At 71.8% G+C, this 18,966-nt stretch carries 16 protein-coding genes and 1 pseudogene; 9 read left to right on the forward strand and 8 right to left on the reverse strand.

The window, feature by feature from the left end:
• Positions 1–80: 80 nt before the first annotated feature.
• On the reverse strand, positions 81–752 hold the full coding sequence (locus ACWEKM_RS10235; protein ID WP_451620718.1) for a TnsA-like heteromeric transposase endonuclease subunit: 672 nt from the start codon (positions 750–752) through the stop codon (positions 81–83).
• Between the two features lie 200 nt (positions 753–952).
• Here ACWEKM_RS10235 and lon point away from each other — a divergent pair, with 200 nt between their 5' ends.
• On the forward strand, positions 953–3,394 hold the full coding sequence (lon, locus tag ACWEKM_RS10240) for an endopeptidase La (RefSeq protein WP_451620719.1): 2,442 nt from the start codon (positions 953–955) through the stop codon (positions 3,392–3,394).
• 93 nt (positions 3,395–3,487) lie between these two features.
• On the opposite strand, the gene ACWEKM_RS10245 is transcribed toward lon, so the two are convergent.
• Entirely contained in the window at positions 3,488–4,306 is an 819-nt protein-coding gene (locus ACWEKM_RS10245; RefSeq protein ID WP_451620720.1) for a lysozyme, read from the reverse strand.
• A gap of 212 nt (positions 4,307–4,518) precedes the next feature.
• Between ACWEKM_RS10245 and ACWEKM_RS10250 the strand changes: the two genes are divergently transcribed.
• Positions 4,519–5,010: a MarR family winged helix-turn-helix transcriptional regulator gene (locus ACWEKM_RS10250; protein ID WP_451620721.1), complete on the forward strand. Its 492-nt coding sequence runs from the start codon at positions 4,519–4,521 to the stop codon at positions 5,008–5,010.
• Positions 5,011–5,104: 94 nt separating this feature from the next.
• Here ACWEKM_RS10250 and ACWEKM_RS10255 read toward each other — a convergent pair whose 3' ends face one another.
• Positions 5,105–5,896 (reverse strand): hypothetical protein, encoded by a 792-nt coding sequence (locus tag ACWEKM_RS10255; RefSeq protein ID WP_451620722.1) that lies wholly within the window; start codon positions 5,894–5,896, stop codon positions 5,105–5,107.
• Positions 5,897–6,333: 437 nt separating this feature from the next.
• On the opposite strand from ACWEKM_RS10255, the gene ACWEKM_RS10260 reads away from it, so the two are divergent.
• From ACWEKM_RS10260 to ACWEKM_RS10285, 6 genes and pseudogenes are all read left to right on the forward strand, one after another.
• A complete protein-coding gene (locus tag ACWEKM_RS10260) occupies positions 6,334–9,348 on the forward strand; it encodes a nitrate- and nitrite sensing domain-containing protein (protein WP_451620785.1) in 3,015 nt (1,004 codons plus the stop codon).
• Positions 9,345–9,848, forward strand: coding sequence for a roadblock/LC7 domain-containing protein (locus ACWEKM_RS10265; RefSeq protein WP_451620723.1), 504 nt, complete (start codon positions 9,345–9,347; stop codon positions 9,846–9,848). The genes ACWEKM_RS10260 and ACWEKM_RS10265 overlap by 4 nt, the downstream gene beginning before the upstream one ends.
• The gene (locus ACWEKM_RS10270) at positions 9,845–10,294 is read left to right on the forward strand and encodes a DUF742 domain-containing protein (protein ID WP_451620724.1); all 450 of its coding nucleotides are present in this window, start codon (positions 9,845–9,847) and stop codon (positions 10,292–10,294) included. The genes ACWEKM_RS10265 and ACWEKM_RS10270 overlap by 4 nt, the downstream gene beginning before the upstream one ends.
• Complete coding sequence (locus ACWEKM_RS10275) at positions 10,275–10,913, forward strand: GTP-binding protein (RefSeq protein ID WP_451620725.1); 639 nt, start codon at positions 10,275–10,277, stop codon at positions 10,911–10,913. Before ACWEKM_RS10270 ends, ACWEKM_RS10275 begins: the two co-directional genes overlap by 20 nt.
• A 40-nt stretch (positions 10,914–10,953) precedes the next feature.
• Positions 10,954–12,204: a styrene monooxygenase/indole monooxygenase family protein gene (locus tag ACWEKM_RS10280; RefSeq protein WP_451620726.1), complete on the forward strand. Its 1,251-nt coding sequence runs from the start codon at positions 10,954–10,956 to the stop codon at positions 12,202–12,204.
• Positions 12,205–12,241: 37 nt separating this feature from the next.
• A pseudogene (locus tag ACWEKM_RS10285) lies at positions 12,242–12,553 on the forward strand (nicotinate-nucleotide--dimethylbenzimidazole phosphoribosyltransferase); the annotation flags it as partial.
• Between the two features lie 53 nt (positions 12,554–12,606).
• On the opposite strand, the gene ACWEKM_RS10290 reads toward ACWEKM_RS10285, so the two are convergent.
• Both ACWEKM_RS10290 and ACWEKM_RS10295 read right to left on the reverse strand, forming a co-directional pair.
• Complete coding sequence (locus ACWEKM_RS10290; protein ID WP_451620727.1) at positions 12,607–13,662, reverse strand: NlpC/P60 family protein; 1,056 nt, start codon at positions 13,660–13,662, stop codon at positions 12,607–12,609.
• Positions 13,663–13,776: 114 nt separating this feature from the next.
• On the reverse strand, positions 13,777–14,139 hold the full coding sequence (locus ACWEKM_RS10295; protein ID WP_451620728.1) for a hypothetical protein: 363 nt from the start codon (positions 14,137–14,139) through the stop codon (positions 13,777–13,779).
• 261 nt (positions 14,140–14,400) lie between these two features.
• Here ACWEKM_RS10295 and ACWEKM_RS10300 point away from each other — a divergent pair, with 261 nt between their 5' ends.
• A complete protein-coding gene (locus ACWEKM_RS10300) occupies positions 14,401–15,507 on the forward strand; it encodes a ferritin-like domain-containing protein (RefSeq protein WP_451620729.1) in 1,107 nt (368 codons plus the stop codon).
• Positions 15,508–15,518: 11 nt separating this feature from the next.
• Here ACWEKM_RS10300 and ACWEKM_RS10305 read toward each other — a convergent pair whose 3' ends face one another.
• Genes ACWEKM_RS10305 through ACWEKM_RS10315 form a run of 3 tightly spaced genes read right to left on the reverse strand, consistent with a single transcriptional unit; the run spans position 15,519 to position 18,731 of the window.
• Positions 15,519–17,012 (reverse strand): penicillin-binding transpeptidase domain-containing protein, encoded by a 1,494-nt coding sequence (locus tag ACWEKM_RS10305; RefSeq protein ID WP_451620730.1) that lies wholly within the window; start codon positions 17,010–17,012, stop codon positions 15,519–15,521.
• Positions 17,009–18,370: an FtsW/RodA/SpoVE family cell cycle protein gene (locus ACWEKM_RS10310; protein ID WP_451620731.1), complete on the reverse strand. Its 1,362-nt coding sequence runs from the start codon at positions 18,368–18,370 to the stop codon at positions 17,009–17,011. Before ACWEKM_RS10310 ends, ACWEKM_RS10305 begins: the two co-directional genes overlap by 4 nt.
• A gap of 43 nt (positions 18,371–18,413) precedes the next feature.
• Positions 18,414–18,731 carry an SH3 domain-containing protein gene (locus ACWEKM_RS10315; RefSeq protein ID WP_451620732.1) on the reverse strand — a complete coding sequence of 106 codons (318 nt, stop codon included), beginning with the start codon at positions 18,729–18,731 and terminating at the stop codon, positions 18,414–18,416.
• Positions 18,732–18,966: the final 235 nt, after the last annotated feature.

Genomic DNA, 18,966 nt, shown 5'->3' on the forward strand with positions numbered 1-18,966 from the left:
CTCAGGCGAGTACTTCGACGTCCCCAACGGGAACTCCTGTTCTTCGGATCCTCACGATCCAATGATCAGGGTGTCCCCGATCAAGGGCTAACCCCCCCGATCGGGTCCCCCACCGTCGAGGCCCCAGCCACCAGCGGCTGTGGCTCGGCGAACGCCGCCAGCAGCTCGGAGGCCACGGGTTCCAGCCGATGGCGGGGGTGGCGGTAGCCCGCCAGCCAGCGCACATTGCGCATCACGATCGCGTCCGGCGCCCCGACCAGCCGGAACTCCCATCCCACCTGGGTGCAGGCTGCCTGCGTCGCCTCGAACTTCGCCACGTCCCGGGGCTTGCGCCGATCCGCCGGACGGCAGTCGACCACCACTCCCGTGCCGTTCTCGCGGCGGGCGAAGTAGTCCGGCGCATGCGAGATGCCCTTGCCCGCGTCCGACCGCCAGAACAGCCAGAACGGCTGAGACGAGATCCCCACCACCGATGGGTCGAAGTCCAGCAGCATCACATGATCGCGCTCCAGCCAGGACTCGTACCCGATGTGCCCGCCCACCGTGGACGACCACCACAGGCCCGGCAGATGCCGCTGACCCTTGTACGACTTGAATGCGCGTACAGGCGCGACGTCCTCGAACCGAACTGCCCAGGCATCCACCAGCGGTCGACGGAACTCAGACCCGTCCCGGTCGGCGTACGCGACCTCGAACCCCTCCGCCGACGGCCCAGAGACCCCGCCCGGCAGCACCCCCAATGAACCTGCCACGACTCGCTAACCCGAGCCTGCGACGAAAGGTCACTCTGCAAGATGCAGGGCCAGACGAAGAGTGAAGCTGCAAAGCGAAGAGATCCTCGGCAAAGGACAAGCGCAGCGCGATCGCTCAGAGCGAACGTGGCCCGGGGAACATTCCGCGGCTCATGTGCATTGAGTCGGCATAGCTCAACTTGACTGCCGAAGGGGAGATCATGGCTGCTGAGTCCGCGGCGTTCGCAACGCTCACCCTGCCCGTGCTGCCGCTCGACGGCGAGGTCGTGCTGCCCGGGATGGTGGTTCCGCTGGACCTCAACGACGCCGACGTACGCGCCGCGGTGGAGGCCGCCCAGGCCGCCGCGCGGACGGAGCCGGGCAAGCCCAGGGTCCTGCTGGTCCCACGCGTCGACGGGACGTACCCGAGCACCGGTGTGCTCGGCACCGTCGAGCAGGTGGGCCGGCTGGCCGACGGCGACCCCGGCGCGCTGATCCGCGGTCGGAGCCGGGTGCGGATCGGCGCCGGGACCACCGGGCCGGGCGCGGCACTGTGGGTCGAGGGGACCCGGATCGATGAACAGGTGCCCGAGCCGCTGCCGGGCCAGGTCGCCGAACTGGTCACGGAGTACAAGGCCCTCGCCACCGCCTGGCTGCGCAAGCGCGGCGCCTGGCAGGTGGTGGACCGGGTGCAGGCCATCGACGATGTCTCCGCGCTCGCCGACAACTCCGGCTACTCGCCGTTCCTGACCACCGAGCAGAAGATCGAACTGCTGGAGACCGGCGACCCGGTGGCCCGGCTCGGGCTGGCCACCCAGCAGCTGCGCGACCACCTCGCCGAGCAGGACGTGGCCGAGACCATCGCCAAGGACGTCCAGGAGGGCGTCGACAAGCAGCAGCGCGAGTTCCTGCTCCGCCGCCAGCTGGAGGCCGTCCGCAAGGAGTTGCGCGAGCTGAACGGCGGGAACGGCAAGGATTCCGTCGAGGAGTCCGACGACTACCGGGCCCGCGTCGAGGCCGCCGATCTGCCGGAGAAGGTCCGCGAGGCCGCCCTCAAGGAGGTCGACAAGCTGGAGCGGTCCAGCGACCAGTCCCCGGAGGGCTCCTGGATCCGCACCTGGCTCGACACCGTCCTCGAACTGCCGTGGAACGAGCGAACCGATGACAAGGCCTCCGCCTATGACATCCAGGGCGCCAAGGCGATCCTGGACGCCGAGCACGCGGGCCTCGAGGACGTGAAGGAGCGCATCACCGAGTATCTGGCGGTGCGCAAGCGCCGCACCGACCGGGGCCTGGGCGTGATCGGCGGCCGGCGCGGCGGCGCCGTGCTCGCGCTCGTCGGGCCGCCCGGTGTGGGCAAGACAAGCCTGGGTGAGTCCGTGGCCCACGCGATGGGCCGCAAGTTCGTCCGCGTCGCCCTCGGTGGCGTCCGGGACGAGGCCGAGATCCGCGGCCACCGGCGTACCTATGTCGGCGCGCTGCCCGGCCGGATCGTCCGCGCGATCAAGGAGGCCGGGTCGATGAACCCGGTGGTCCTGCTGGACGAGATCGACAAGGTCGGCTCGGACTTCCGCGGCGACCCGGCGGCGGCCCTGCTGGAGGTCCTGGACCCGGCGCAGAACCACACCTTCCGCGACCACTACCTGGAGGTCGAACTCGACCTGAGCGACGTCGTCTTCCTGGCGACGGCGAATGTGCTCGAAGCCATCCCGGAGGCCCTGCTCGACCGCATGGAGCTGGTCCGTCTGGACGGCTACACCGAGGACGAGAAGGTCGTCATCGCCCGTGACCATCTGCTCCCGCGTCAGCTGGAGCGGGCGGGCCTGGCCGAGGACGAGGTCACGCTGGACGAGAGCGCCCTGCGCAAGCTCGCCGGCGAGTACACGCGCGAGGCGGGCGTGCGCACCCTGGAGCGGTCTGTCGCCCGGCTGCTGCGCAAGGTCGCGGCCCAGCACGAACTGGGCGAGCGGAAGCTGCCGTTCACCATCACGGACGCCGATCTGCGCGCGCTGATCGGCCGGCCGCACCATGTGCCGGAGTCCGCCCAGGTCCCGGCGGAGCGCCGTACGGCCGTCCCGGGTGTGGCCACTGGCCTCGCGGTCACCGGAGCGGGCGGCGACGTGCTGTTCGTCGAGGCGTCCCTCGCGGACCCGGAGACCGGCGCGGCGGGACTGACCCTGACCGGGCAGCTGGGCGATGTGATGAAGGAGTCGGCGCAGATCGCGCTGAGCTTCCTGCGCAGCCACGGCGCCGAGCTGGAACTGCCGGTGGCCGACCTGAAGGACCGGGGCGTGCACATCCACTTCCCGGCGGGCGCGGTGCCGAAGGACGGCCCGAGCGCCGGTGTCACCATGACGACGGCCCTGGCCTCGCTGCTGTCCGGCCGGCTGGTGCGCACGGACGTGGCGATGACCGGCGAGGTCTCGCTCACCGGCCGGGTGCTGCCCATCGGCGGTGTGAAGCAGAAGCTGCTCGCCGCGCACCGGGCCGGGGTGCGGACCGTCGTCATCCCGAAGCGCAACGAGCCCGACCTGGACGACGTCCCGGCCGAGGTGCTGGACAAGCTGGACGTTCACACCGTCACGGACGTCCGCCAGGTCCTGGAGCTGGCCCTCGCGCCGGCTGTGAACGGCGCGCGGCCCGAGGTTCCGATGGCGGCGTGACGACGGAGCCCCACAGCGGGCTCCGCCCGCGGGCATCGGATGAAGGGGGCCCGGGTCCCGCCGGAGACCCGGGCCCTCACCTGCCTCGGGAGGTCAGCCGGTCGCGAGTGCCTGCACCCGGTCCAGCCCCCCGTTGAACTTGTCGTGGTCCCCGACCTGCGGCCCGCTCTCGGTGTACTGCCACATCGTGTAGGAGCCCCAGCCGGCCGGGAGGCTGCCCACGTTGGAGGAGTAGCGGGCGATCCACAGCGGGTTGGCGCCGAAGCCGCCGTAGTTGCCGGTGCACTGGGTCCACCAGCTGGTGGACGTGTAGATGACGGCGTCGCGGCCCGTGCGGGCCTTGTAGGTGTTCAGGAAGTCGGTGATCCAGCTGACCATCCCGCTGGCCGACTTGTCGTAGCAGTCGGCGCCGTACGGGTTCCACTCGATGTCGAGGGCGCCCGGGAGGGTCTTGCCGTCCCCGGACCAGCCGCCGCCGTGGTCGACGAAGTAGTTGGCCTGGTCGGCGCCGCTCGTGGTGTTCGGGGTCGCGAAGTGGTACGCGCCGCGGATCATGCCGATGTTGAAGGCGCCGTTGTACTGCTGGGCGAAGTACGGGTTCTGGTTGTACGTGCCCTCCGTCGCCTTTGTGTAGGCCCACTTGACCCCGCTGTTCCACAGGGTCGACCAGTCGACGTTGCCCTGGTAGCGCGCGACGTCGACGCCCTCGGTCTCGTCGGCGGCAAGGGCGCGGGGCGTGCCGCCGAGGCCGTCGTGGGCCTGGACGCCCATGCCCATCTGGGCGGAGCCACGGGCGGGCGTGGTGGCCGCATGGGCGCTGGTGAGGGGGAGGGTGAGGGACAGGGCCGCCAGCAGCGTCACGGACAGGGCCGTGAATCTGCGGCGGGTGGTACCGGGTCTGGGCAGGGGCATGGCGTGCCTCCGAGGAGTTGTGGGGGGCCACGGATGGCTTACTGGCGTGGACATGCCAGTAGTCGTGCAGAAAGCTACGCACGTAGACCCGCCGGGGGAAGGGGTCCCGGCGGCTGCCGTTGGTCTACGCCTGCGAAATACTGACGGAGCTGCGGCGATGACGGCGCGTGGCAGAAACTTTCAGAACCGCGAAACCGATCAGGGGTGCTGACGTGCACGAGGACGCGAACGGCGACGGACGGCCCGTCGCCGCCCAGGTGTCGGCGAGTGGTGCGGACCAGGAATTCCTGGCCCTGGAACGCGAGTTGACGATGCTGCTGCGACGCGCCCGGGCCAACCAGGGCGAAATGGCCCGCGAGGTCCACCCCGAACTGGAACCCGCCGCGTACGGCCTGCTCGTCCTGCTGGAGGAGCACGGCCGGCAGCGCGCCACCGACCTCGCAGGCTACATCGGCGTCGGCAAGGCCACCATGTCCCGCCAACTGCGCGCCCTGGAGCAACTGGGCCTGATCGGCCGCGAGCCCGACCCGGCGGACGGCCGTGCCTGGCTGGTGAACCTGACCGACGAGGGCCGCGGCCGGGTCAGCCGGGTGCGCGAGGCCCGCCGGGCCCGCTATGTCCGGCAGCTCGCCCACTGGGACCGGCGCGAGGTCGCGGAACTGGCGCGGCTGCTCCACCAGTTGAACCGGGTCATGGAGAAGTAGCGTCCGTGGCCCGGTCATCCGCAGTGGGGGTTCGGTGCCGGGGGCGGTCGCGGTCATCGGCAGTGGGGGTCCGGTTCGCGGGAAACGGTCGCGGTCACCGCAGTTCCGCGTAGACCACCGTCGCGTCGTCGTGGGTCTTGCCGCGCCCCAGATGCCTGCGCTCCTCGCGGTCGGCCGCCTCCAGGGCGCGTACCCGGTCGACCAGGACCTGTGCGCCCTCCTTCCGGAGCAGAGTGAAACAGTCCGTCCAGTCTCCCCCGCGGAACTTCTCCACCCAGCGTGTCGCCCCGTCGGTCAGCGCGGCCAGGGCACGGACCTCGCGGCGGGGCACGCTCCCCGTCACCGCGCGGGCGGCGACCGACGGGTCCGCGGCGGCCGTGAAGAAGCCGCCCTCCTTGTTGCGGACCGTCGCGTCCGCCACGGCGTCCGAGGCCAGCGCGGCGCGGGGCAGCCGGGCCAGCCGGTCGTCCTGGACCGGGGTGACCGTGCCGGTGCGGGACTCCAGGAGCAGGGTGGAGTCGGACAGGACCAGGTACTCCAGCAACTCGGCCGACCAGCGGATCAGCACGACGGTCGCCTGGGGGGTACGCGGGTGAGAAAGGTCACAGGTGATCGCGTGTGCCTCGGCCGTGCGGAGAATCGCCCGGGAGAGAATCTCCGGCAGCGTCAGATCCCGGTCGGAAACGGTCAGTTCGGTCAGTGCGCCGCCGAGTCGCGCGGTGAACCACGGAACGGAATGCAGACAGCCCGTCCCGTCCTTCGGCGGGGTCACCCCGTCCAGGACGATCACGCAACCACCCTGTCCGCAGGCCGGTAGTCCGACACCGGCGAAGTCCTCGTTGGGGCGGTCGGGGTCGCCCGGCTCGGACACGACTTCAGTACGCATCCGGCCAGTCTGCATGAGCCCTTCACGGGGTCCGCCAAAGACCGGCATCGGTTGCCGAACTGACGTAGCCACGCAGGTCAGCCGCCTGGTTTGGGGGGGAATGACACATTCCGAGAAAGCGCGGCGGCGAATACTGCCAAAGCTCTGCCGCCCGCGTCCAACCGGCCCGCCGGAAACCACTCGCACGCCTGCCGGGTTGACTTGCCCGCCAACTCCCCGCCAAGGTTCACTCCTTCAGGTGGCGGGCCAGATGATGCGTGACCGCTGACCACCGGCACTGGGAGGGTCGGGACGGACCGTACCGGGTGTAGACACCGCCCCGGCATCGAGTAGACACCACCCCGGCACCGAGACGGGCATCGAGACGGGCATCGAGACGGCGGAGTGCCACCCGGACCCATGGGTACACGAGTTCAGGAATGCGAGCACCGGTGCAGATGAAGCGCCCTCGGCGCAAAGGCAGGCAGACGGCCCCCGAGGGAAGCGCCGAGCACACCCCCGTCGGCACCGGCCGCCCCACCCACGTACGCAACCGGCTGATCGTCGCCGTGGCCGTGGTGGCCGCGACCGTCGCCGGGGCCGGCGCCCCGTCCCTGGTCACCGCCTCCGGGCGGCTGAGTGACACCCAGGAGCTGGTGACCCTCGCCGGACGCACCGAGAGCGCGCTGACCCTCGCACACGCGCTCGCCGACGAACGTGACGAGGTCACCTCCTACATCGCGGCGGGCCGGCCCAAGTCCAAGGCCCCCGCCGAGGACCGCGGCGCCCGCGTCGACCAGCAGGTCGAGGACCTGCGCGCCGACCCCGACACGCCCTCCGGGCTGCGCGCGGACCTCGACGCCGTCGCCACCGTCCGCCGGGCCGCGCGCACCGGCAAGAGCACCGCGCTGGAAGCCCACCAGACCTACACCGCCACCATCACCGACCTGCACCGGCTGGCCGAGAAACTGGCCGAGCGGATGCCCCCACGCGCGGGCTCCGGCGCCTACGCGCTCGCCGAGCTGGACTCCGCCGTCCAGCAGTCCGCCGCCGCCCGCGGGCTGCTCCTCGCGGCCCTGAGCGTGCCGAGCACCACCCAGACGGTGATCGACCCCCTCACCGGACTGCCCACGACGACCGCGGTCACCTCCGAGGCAGGCAAGAAGCAGCGCGACGCCCTCACCGCCGCCGCCCAGCAGGCCCGTCTACGCGCCGACGCCGCCCTCGCCGACTTCCGCGACGGTGCCCCCGAGTCGGCCGTCACGACGTACGACTCCACGGTCACCGGCCCCGAGGTCAACTCCGCCGACAAGTACCTCGCCGCCCTCACCGACCAGCCGACGCTCGCCGACGGCGAACTGGCCACCAGCACCAAGAAGCTGGACGCCGCCCTGTCCGCGCGGGTCGAGTTGATGCGGGGCGTGGAGTCCTCGCTCTACGACCGCCGCACCAAGGACCTGGAACGGCTGCGCGACGACGATGTCACCGCGCTGGAGATCCGCGTCGCCGCGCTGACCGCCCTGCTGCTGTTCGCCGTCGGCATCGCCACCGCGCTGGCCCGCACCCTCACCCGCCCGCTGTCGGTGCTGCGCCGCGGCTCTGCACGGCTGGCCGGGGCCGAGGACCCGTCGGCCGAGGAACCCATCACGTTCACCGGCCGCAACGACGAGTTCGCCCAGGCCGTCCGCTCCGTCAACGCCCTGCACACGCGCGTCGCCGCCCTGCACGAGCGCATCTCCACCCTGGAGGCCGACCGCAAGCATCTGGTCGGCCAGCGCCAGAAGATGGCCGACGCCCGTGAGGAGCTACGGGCCGAACTCGCGGCCGCGCAAGCGCGGTTGGAGCAGGTACGGGGCGGCATCGGCGGCACGTTCGTGAACCTGGCGCTGCGCACGCTCGGCCTGGTCGAGCGGCAACTGGCGGTCATCGAGGGCCTGGAGGAGCGCGAGCAGGACCCCGACCGGCTGGCCACGCTGTTCAAGCTCGACCACTTCGCCACGGTCATGCGTCGGCACAGCGAGAATCTGCTGGTCCTCGCCGGTACCGAGCACATCCAGAACCACCACGGCCCGGTGCCGCTGGTCGACGTGGTGCGGGCCGCGGTCAGCGAGATCGAGCGCTACGAGCGGGTCCGCATCGCCGCGCTGCCCCCGCACGCCCATGTGGCCGGATTCGCGGCCGACGACCTCTCCCATCTGCTGGCCGAACTCATGGAGAACGCCACCTCGTTCTCCCCGCCGGACCTGCCCGTCGAGATCTCCGGCTGGCTGCTGGAGAGCGGCGAGGTGATGCTCTCGGTGCAGGACGAGGGCATCGGCATGGCCGCCGAGCGCCTGGAGCGGCTCAACGCCCGCCTCGCCGACTTCGACCCGGACGCGCCATACGACCAGGAGGGCGAGGACGGTCTCGGGCTCGGCCTGTACGTCGTGGGCCGTCTCGCGCACCGGCACGGCGTCCGGGTGCAGTTGCGCGCGCAGCAGCCGGGCGGCGTGGCGGCGGTCGTGGTCCTCTCGCACGACCTGCTGGCGAGCGCCCCGGCGAAGGCCGTCCCGTCCCCGGCGAGCATGGTCGGCGGCGCCCAGCCCGTGTCGCTGCCCGGCGCGGACGCCGAGGCCAACTCCAATGTGCTGCACGGCCGGACGCCCGACGGCGCCCCACCGGCCGCGCCGACGGAGCAGGCCGTACGGAAGCCGACCACCACGGACGCTCCACCACACGGGAGCGAGCCGACGGAACACACCACAGCACCGGAACACCCGGCGGGGCGGTCGGAACACGCGCAGGCGTCGGAGCCGACGGTTGGGCGGGCGGGGCGTGCGGACGTGTCCGGGCGCGGGAGTGGCTCGGGTGGCCCTGCCGTGGCGTCGGAGCCCATGGCTGGGCAGGCGGGGCACGCCGTAGTTCCGGAGGTCGGGCCGGTCGGGCGTGCTGTCGTGTCGGAGGCCGTCGGCTCGTCGGAGACTTTCGCCGAGACCACGATGGAGTTGCTGGCGCCGGACCCGGCCGCCGTCGACGCCGCGTCGGCCCGGCAGGGCGCACCGGCCCAGGGCGCCGGGGCCCACGGGTTCCCCACGCCCGGAACCCCCCGCTCCGGCGACCCCGCCCAGGGGCCCACCACCGCTCCCGACGGCGACACCGCTCCCGACGGCGACACCGCCCCCGACGGCGACAGCGTCGGCGATGACGTGGCCCACGAGCGCACCCCCGACCCGGTCACCGCCAAGGGCCTGCCCAAGCGCACCCCGAAGATCACCGCGACCGCCCCGGCCCCCCGTCGGCAGTCCGGGTCCGTGGACGCCGACGCCCTGCGCCGCAGGCTCGGCGGTTTCCGGCGCGGCGCGGAGGCCGGCCGCCGCGATGTCGCGGCGGAGATCGTGGAACAGGCAGGCGAGACCGGCACACCCGCGGCCCAGGCCGCGGAGCGTGCCGCCGGGGAAGCCATGGGGGGCACCGTCGAGGAGGCAAGCAGTTGACCGCTCCCAGTACCTTCGGACTGAGCAGTGAGGCCCGCAATCTGCACTGGCTGCTGACGAACCTGGTCGAGGAGGTGCCGGGCATCCAGTCGGTCGCGGTGATCTCCTCCGACGGCCTGCTGCTCCTGTCCTCCGACCCTGGCCGAGCCGCCGAGGCACGCGAGGCGGACGAGACGCCGCGCAGCGGCCCGCGCGGCTCCGCCGCCGACCTCGCCACCGTAGTGTCCGGCATCGGCAGCCTCACCCTCGGCGCCGCCAAGCTGATGGACTCCGGCGGGGTCAAGCACACGATGGTCGCGATGGACGAGGGCAGCCTCTTCGTGATGTCGATCAGCGACGGCTCGCTGCTCGGGGTGCACGGCTCCGCGGACTGCGACATGAGCGTGGTGGCCTACCACATGGCGCTCTTCGTGGGCCGGGCCGGTCATGTGCTGACCCCCGAACTCCGCAGCGAGCTGCGAAAATCCCTGGAGTCCGAATCGTCGGGGAGCCCCCGATGAGCCGGGCTCCGAACAAACTCCCGGTCCGCGGCGGCGACCGCAAGTCCGCCCGGGTCCGCCCCTACTCGCTCACCGGCGGCCGCACCCGTTTCGGTCACGTCCTCCTCGTGGAGACGTTCGTGGCCAGCACGGAGGCCCTGGGGCCACCGGAGGAGCGCAAGGAACTGACCGGGGGCACCTCCCCTGCGTTGAGCCATGGGGAAGGCGACCGCACCATCCGGGTCATGCCGGAGATGCGGGCCATCGTCGAACTGTGCCGCCGTATGCGTACGGTGGCCGAGATCGCCGCGCTGCTGCACATGCCGCTCGGCGTGGTCCGCGTACTCCTGAGCGATCTCGCGGACCAGGGAAAGATCCGTGTGTACGGAACCGGAACCGGTCACGGCGTCGGCCGGCCGGACCGCGCTCTGCTGGAAAGGGTGCTGAGTGGACTCCGCCGTCTCTGACGCCGTCGGCGTCGCCCCCCTCGTCGTCGAGCCCGACGAGGAACTGAAAGCCTGGCAGACGGACCGCACCCGGGCCCCCGCGGCCACGAAGATCGTGGTGGCGGGCGGCTTCGGCGTCGGCAAGACCACGCTGGTCACCACCGTCTCGGAGATCACGCCGTTGCAGACCGAGGCGCTGATGACCGAGGCGAGCGAGGCCACCGACGATCTCTCCGCCACGCCGGGCAAGCTGACCACCACCGTGGCCATGGACTTCGGCCGTATGACGCTCGACGACGACCTGGTGCTCTACCTGTTCGGCACACCGGGCCAGCAGCGGTTCTGGTTCATGTGGGACGACCTGGCGCGGGGAGCCATCGGCGCCGTCGTCCTCGCCGACACCCGTCGGCTGGGGGACTGCTTCCCGGCGCTCGACTACTTCGAGAGCTGCGGAATGCCGTACCTCGTCGCGGTCAACCACTTCGACGGCAGCGAGCTGTTCGAGCCGCAGGACCTGCGCGAGGCGCTCAGCGTCCCCGCGCACGTACCTGTCATGATCATGGATGCGCGGCGCCGGATATCGGTGATCGAGACCCTCCTCGCCCTCGTCGCCCACGCGCTCGACGAAACCCCCGCGTAGGCCGTAGGCCGCCGTCGCCCTTCCAGGAGGCACCACCCGCATGCGGAAGATACTCGTCGTCGGCGCCGGCCAGTCCGGTCTCCAGCTGGCCCTCGGACTCCAGTCCCATGGATACGAGGTCACCCTGATGGCGAACCGGACCGCGGACGAGATCCGCTGCGGCCGGGTCATGTCGACGCAGGTCATGTTCCACACGGCGCTGCAGCACGAGCGCGATCTCCAGCTGAACTTCTGGGAGTCCCAGGCCCCGAAGATCGAAGGAATCGGCGTCTCGGTCGCGGCCCCCGGCTCCATCGACCCGGGCCCGGCGCAGCGGGCCGTCGACTGGGTGGGCCGGCTCGACGGGTACGCGCAGTCCGTGGACCAGCGGGTGAAGATGGCCGGCTGGATGGAGACCTTCGCGCAGCGCGGCGGCCAACTGGTCATCCACGGTGCGGCGGTCGGCGACCTCGACTACTTCTCCCGCATGTACGACCTGGTCCTGGTCTCGGCGGGCAAGGGCGAGCTGGTGTCCATGTTCGACCGCGACCCCGAGCGCTCGCCCCACGGCGAGCCGCAGCGCGCCCTCGCGGTGGCCTACGTCCACGGCCTCGGCCCGCGCCCGGAGCACCCGGAGTTCGACGCGGTCCGCTGCAACCTGGTCCCCGGGGTCGGCGAGCTGTTCGTCATGCCCACCCTGACCACCTCCGGCCGTGCGGACATCCTGTTCTGGGAGGGCATACCGGGCGGCCCGCTCGACGTCTTCGCCGGCATCAAGGACCCGGGCGAGCACCTCTCCCTGACCCTGGAACTCATGGAGCGGTTCACACCCTGGGAGCACGCGCGGGCCACGAAGGCGGAACTGACCGACGCGGGCGGCGTGCTGGCGGGCCGTTACACCCCCACCGTGCGCCACCCCGTCGGCACGCTCCCCGGCGGCGGTCGGGTCCTCGGCGTGGCGGACGTGGTCGTCGCCAACGACCCGATCACCGGCCAGGGCGCCAACTCGGCGGCCAAGTGCGCGGCGTCCTACCTCGCCTCGATCCTCGAACACGGCGAGAAGGAGTTCGACGAGATCTGGATGCGGGCCACCTTCGACCGGTACTGGGACACGGCCCGGCACGTCACCCAGTGGACCCACGCGATGCTCGCGCTGCCGGAGCACGTCCTGAACCTGGTCGGGGCGGCCGGGCAACTCCAGCCGGTCGCGGACCGGTTCGCGAACGGCTACGACGATCCGGCCGACTTCGAGAACTTCTTCTATGAGCCGGAGAAGACGGCGGCGTACGTGGCTTCGGTGGTCGGCGCCTAGCTGGACGCCGTCGGGGCTGGTGAGCGTGGGCGGTGTGGGGTGCGGCCCGGTGTCGGTGCTCGCCCGGCGGCTCGGGGTGCCGGTGCGGATGGTGGACATGGCGCTGGACTGTGCTACGGACACCTTCCCGAAGGACGTCGTCGTACGGCATCGGGTGCGGCGCGGCAGCGGCCGGATCGACATCGAGGACGCGCTGACCCCGGAGCAGGCCGAGGCCGCCTTCCGGGCCGGGATGGCCGTGGCCGACGAGGAGGCCGACTCCGGTACGGACATGGTGGCGCTCGGCGATGTGAGCGTGGGCGGGACCACGGCGGCGGCCGTGCTCGTCGCCGCGCTGTGCGGGACCGACGACCGACGCCTGCGTGGTGACTTCTGCGGCCGGGCGCGCCGTTCCCCGGGCTTCTAGAGGGGGCGGGTGAGGGGCTGGGCCTTCGGGTCGGGGCGTACCGCGCCCAGGATGGGGTTGGCCGCGATCGGGGAGATCTTGACCTGGGTGCCGGGCCGCGGGGCCTGGACGACCTTGCCGTCTCCGAGGTACATCGCCACATGCGTGGCCTCGGGGAAGTAGACGACGAGGTCGCCCGGGCGCAGTTCGTTCAGCGGGACGTGCGTCAGCCGTGCCCACTGTTCCTGGCTGGTCCGCGGGATCGGGGTGCCGGCGTGCTCCCACGCCTGCGAGGTCAGCCCCGAGCAGTCGTACGCCCCGGGCCCCTGTGCCCCCCACTGGTAAGGCTTGCCGAGCTGTTCCACGGCGTAGCGCACGGCCCGGTCGCCCTGTTGCGAGGGGGGCCGCGCGCTGCTGAGCGAACCGGAGGCGACGAACTCGCGCTGTGCGTCGGCGATGCCGTCCCGCTCGACGCGGGCGAGTTCGGCGAGTTGGTCGGCGCTGAGCGAGGCGAGCAGCTTCTCGATGTCGGCGAGCCGGGCGCGGACGTCGTCCCGCTGCCGCTGCTGCCGCCCGGTGAGCAGGGCCTGGCCGTCGAGAGCCTTGCGGGCCTTGCGGACCAGGGCGTCCTGCTTCTTCTCGCTGCCTTCGAGCCGGTTCACCGTCTGCGCGCGGCCCCGGGACAACTGCCGGATTACATGCCCCTCGTCGAGCGCGCGCTGCGGATCGCGGGCCAGCAGCAGCTTTACGTAGGGGGAGAGGCCGGTGCTGCCCTGGTACTGCTGCCGGGCGAGCCGTGCGGCGTCCCGGCGGCTGTCGTGCAGGGAGAGCCGGGCGCGGGCCAGCGCCCCGTCGAGCCGCTTGACCTCGGCGCGCTGCCGGGTCAGTCGCTCCGCGGTGGCGTTGTAGGTCTCGGTGGCCTGTTCGGCCTGCCGGTACAGCTTCTGAAGGTCCGTCAGCAGTTCGGCCACGGGTCGCTGCGGCGCGGGCGCGGCCACGGCGGGTACGGGCACGAGGGCGGCCTGGGCCGCGACCGCGGCCGTACCCACCAGGCGCCACAACATTTCTGACATGTCATCACCTCGGATGCGGGCAGGCGTTTTGTCATATCTTCGCCTTCGCGCCGCGAGTATCCGAGGTGCGCGCGCGTCCCGCGCGTCGAGCGTGCGCGGTTCGGCGCAACCGTGTCACCCGTCCGCGTCATCCGGCCTGCCGGGCGGCGTGGCGTCCGCTCCGGCCGCCCGCCGGGACCAGGGCCACCGCGACCCGGCCCCGTCCTTCGCCCCCTTGCCGCCCTCGGCGTCGAACAGGTACATCCAGCCCTGCGTGAGTCCGAGCCTCCCCCACACCCGGCCTCGCCCGGGCGCGGGTGCCCCCGCGCCGTGCGTGCGGGGCATGCGGCGGTAGACGAGGACGGTGGGCGGTCCGCCGTGCGCGTCCGGCACCGGGATGCGGTACGTCTTCGGCGGGTGACCGGTGGGGCCCAGCAGCACGGGGAGCACGCGCCCGTCCATCGGCCCACCCTCGAACGGGGTGTCCTGACTCTTCACGGCACCAGTGTCAGGCATCCTCGGCGAGCACGGCACGACGAGCACGGCACGACGAGCACGACGGGCACGGCACGACGGGCACGGCGAGGAGCGCCGCCGTCTGCGGGTCACGGCCCGCGGTCACCGTCAGGGCGGCCACGAACTGCTCGACCGGCCAGTCGGGACAAAACCTCCCGAAATGATGAGACTGTTCGTGATCAAGGCCGTCAATCCCCTGCGCCGACTTGTTGACCCGGGTGTCTCCGTGTGAGCCTGCGAGCTATGCCGACCTATGACCTGTACGCCAAGGACCCGGGAGATCCCCGCTGGCAGGTGCCCGCGACCGGCGCGGCCCGGTTCAGCTGGGAGTACGACGACGGCCGCGACCGGCTGCTCGCCCTGTATCAGAAGGGCAAGGACAAGCAGTGGGACGGCATGCGGCGCATCGACTGGGACATCGACGTCGATCCGTACGACGCGCTCGGCACCCCCGACGAGGCGATGACCCTCTACGGGACACGCCACTGGGCGAAGCTGACCGACCGTGACAAGGGCGAGCTGCGGCAGCACTTCGCCTCCTGGCAGTTCAGCCAGTTCCTGCACGGGGAACAGGGCGCGATGATCTGCGCGGCGCGGATCGTGGAGTCGGTGCCCGACCTGGATGCCAAGTTCTACTCGGCGACCCAGACGATGGACGAGGCACGGCACGCCGAGATCTACAGCCGCTTCCTGCACGAGAAGATCGGCATGGTCTACCCGATCAACGACAACCTCCAGTCGCTGCTCGGCGACACGCTGCGCGACAGCCGCTGGGACATGCCGTACCTGGGCATGCAGGTGCTGATCGAGGGGCTCGCCCTCGCCGCGTTCGGCATGATCCGCGACACCACCGACAAGCCGTTGCCGAAGCAGATCCTGGCGTATGTCATGCAGGACGAGGCCCGGCACGTCGCCTTCGGGCGGATGGCGCTGCGGGACTACTACAAGCAGCTCACCGACGCCGAACTGCGCGAGCGCGAGGACTTCGTCATCGAGGGCTGCTATCTGATGCGGGACCGGCTGCGCGGGGTCGAGGTGCTGGAGAACTTCGGCATCCCCGGCCCGGAGGCGGCGGAGCTGAGCGAGCGCTCCGAGTTCCTCCAACTGTTCCGCAAGCTCCTGTTCAGCCGTATCGTCCCCTGCGTCAAGGACATCGGCCTGTGGGGCAGCCGCCTCCAGCAGGCATACGTCGACATGGGCGTCCTGGAACTGGGCGACTCCGACCTCGACCGGCTCATGGCCCAGGACGAGGAGATCGCCGAACAGCTGGACGCGGAACGCTTCGCGGCGGAGGAACGGGCCCGGGTGGCGGAGGTCGAGCAGGCGATCGAGGCAGGCGAGGACGACTGACAGCGACGTGATCAGCGACGCGTCCCCGGCGCCGGGGGAACCCCGTCTCTCAGGCCGAGTACCGCCCGCATCACGGCCTTGGCGATCGGTGCCGCGTCCCCACCGCCGCTGATCTCGCCCCGGTCGGCCGAGGCGTCCTCCACCACCACCGCGACGGCCACCTTCGGCTCCAGATCGGCGTCGGCCTTGGCCCAGGACACGAACCAGGCGTACGGCACACCGGCGTTGCCCACACCGTGCTGCGCGGTGCCGGTCTTGCCGCCCACGGTGGCACCGGGAATGGCCGCGTTGGTGCCGGTGCCCTCGCGGACCACGCCGGTCATCAGCTCCCTCATCCGCAGGGCCGTCGCCGGGTTCATCGCCTGGCGCAGCGCGCGGGGACCGGCGGTGCCCAGTGTCTCGCCGCCCCTGCGGGTGGTCCGCTCCACCAGGTACGGCGCGCGCACCTGCCCGCCGTTCGCGACGGCCGCCGCCACCATCGCCATCTGCAGCGGCGTGGCCCGCGTGTTGTACTGGCCGATCGACGACAGTGCCAGCTGCGCCCGGTCCACCGAGGTGTCGAAGGTGCTCGGCGCGACCGAGAACGGGATCTTCAGATCGGTGTCGTTGAAACCGAACGCCTGCGCGGTGGACACCATGTTCTCGACCCCGACGTCCACGCCCAGCTTCGCGAACACCGTGTTGCAGGACCACTCGAACGCGGCCCGCAGCGAGGCGTCCGCACAGCCCTCGCCCTCGTTCGTCAGCCGCGTCCGGGTGCCGGGCAGCGGGTACGGGTCGGGGGAGTCCGTCGGCCGGTCCAGGTCCTCGACCAGGCCGGCGTCCAGCGCCGCCGCGGCCGTGACCACCTTGAAGGTGGAACCCGGCGGATAGGTCTGCCGCACGGCCCGGTTGAGCATCGGCTTGTCCGGGTCCCGGTTGAGCCGGGACCAGGCCGACGTCACCGACTCGCCGTTCCCGGACAGCACGGCCGGGTCGTACGACGGGCTGGACACCAGCGCCAGGATCCGGCCGGTCGACGGCTCCACGGCGGCCACCGCGCCCTTGCGCCCGCCGAGCCCCCGGTACGCCGCCTCCTGCGCGGCCCGGTCGAGGGTGGTGACGACGTTCCCCGGCGCGTTGTGCGCCCGGGTGACGTCGTTCCACAGCGGGAATGGCGACAGCAGCGGATCGGAGCCCGAGAGGACGCCGTCCTCCGCGTGCTCCAGGAACGTCGTCCCGTACACCTGCGAGGCGAAGCCGGTGACCGGGGCGTACAACGGGCCGTTCGCGTACGTCCGTTCGTGGCGCAGCTGCTCGCCGGTGTCCCGGGAGCCGGTCACCGGGGCGTCCTCGACCAGGATGTCGCCGCGTGGCTGGCCGTAACGGGCGATCGTGGCGCGGCGGTTGGCCGGGTTGCCGTCGTAGGCGGGCCCCTGGACGACCTGCACCCGGGCGGCGTTCACCAGGAGCGCCGCGAGCAGCAGCGCGCAGAACACGGCGGCGTGCCGGATGTGCCGGGTCATCGGTCCGTCCGCGGGTCGTACGGGCGCCGGGCCGAGTCGCTGACCCGGATGAGCAGCGCGGTGATCGCCCAGTTGGTGACGACCGAGGAGCCGCCCTGCGCCAGGAACGGCATCGCCATGCCGGTCAGCGGGATCAGCCCGGTCACCCCGCCCGCGATGACGAACACCTGGAGCGCCACGAGCGAGGCCAGGCCGATGGCGAGGAGCCGCCCGAAGGGGTCGCGCAGGGCGAGGCCGGCCCGGTAGCCGCGCTCCACGAGCAGCCCGTACAGCAGGAAGATCGCCGACAGCCCGGCGAGCCCCAGCTCCTCGCCCGCCGTTGCCAGAATGAAGTCCGACTTGGCCGCGAAGCCGATCAGGACGGAGTGGCCGAGGCCCAGACCGCTGCCGAGGACACCGCCCGCGGCGAAGGCGAACAGGGACTGCGCGAGCTGGTTGGGGCCCTGGCCCGCCTCGATCGTGGCGAACGGGTGCTGCCAGTCCTCGACCCTGGTGTGCACATGCGGCTCCAGCCAGCCGACCGCGACCGCGCCGAACGCGGCGAGCAGCAGCCCCACCGCGATCCAGCCGGTGCGGCCGGTGGCGACGTACAGCAGGACCACGAACAGGCCGAAGAACAGCAGCGAGGTGCCGAGGTCGCGCTCCAGCACCAGGACACCGACGCTGATCAGCCAGACGGTGACGATCGGGCCGAGGACCCGGCCGGTGGGCAGTTGCACGCACCAGACGCGGCGGCCCGCGTAGGCGAGCGCGTTGCGGTTGGCCGCCAGGTAGGCCGCGAAGAACACCGCTAGCAGTACCTTCGCGAACTCGCCCGGCTGGATGGAGAATCCGGAGACCCGGATCCAGATGCGGGCGCCGTTCACCGCGGGGAACAGGATCGGCAGCATCAGCAGGCCGAGGGCGGCGGCGCCGCTGACGTAGGCATAGCGCTGAAGCACCCGGTGGTCGCGCAGCAGCAGGACGACCACGATGAACAGACCCGCGCCGAGCGTGGACCACACGAGCTGGGTGGGCGCCGCCCGGTCGCCGGGCGTCTCCAGGTCGAGCCGGTAGATCAGCACCAGGCCGAGGCCGTTGAGCAGCACGCCGATCGGCAGCGGCAGGGGGTCGGCGCAGGGGGCCCGGAGCCGGACCGCCACATGCGCGAGCAGCGCGAGCACCCCGAGCCCGGCGCCGTAGCCCGCGGCACCGGGCGGGACGGCACCGGTGCGCGCGAGGCCGACGGCGCAGTAGCCGTACACGGACAGCAGGACGGCCAGCACGATGAGGGAGAGTTCGATGCCACGGCGCCCGGGGAGCGGTACGACGGGGGTGGGGGGGTCCGCCGCTGCCACCGAGGTTCCGGCCTTCGTCATGTCCGGAACCTACCTAAAGGGTGAGCTTTGTGTGTCTTGATGCTCAGCACCAGCGTGGCGCGGGACCGATGTTGTCGATGTACCGGGCGGTGGCCCAGGCCCAGGTGCCGTCCGTGAGGAGGTACCACAGGGGGTTGCCGCGCACGTTGTCGCCGTAGACCGCGCAGCGGATCGAGACGACCTCGCCCTGCCGGACGAAGCCGATCCGGCGGCTCGCGCGATCGGGCCGGTCGTGCAGCCACAGACCGCCGGCCGCCGTGACCACGCCCCGGTAGTGATCGGGACCCTCGCCACCACGGGAGTCCGCGGCGGCGGGCACGCCGCAGAACGCGCCGACCAGGGCGCAGGATGCGACGCTCACGGCGAGACCGCGGGCAACGACAGAACGCAGGGCCATGGAAACCTCCGAGGAAGAGAGGAAAAGGCACGAAGCCAACTCCCCGCCACGCTAAGAGCCCCACCCCCCACCGGCCCGCCCCACTGACCCAACGGAACCAATCCCCCGCCCGATAGGGGCGCGGGGAACTGCGTGCCCAGCCACACTCGACCCGCACTCCGCAATCCACGCGAACTCCCGGGTTCGACCCGACCGCCCT

The organism is Streptomyces sp. NPDC004752 (assembly GCF_053601275.1).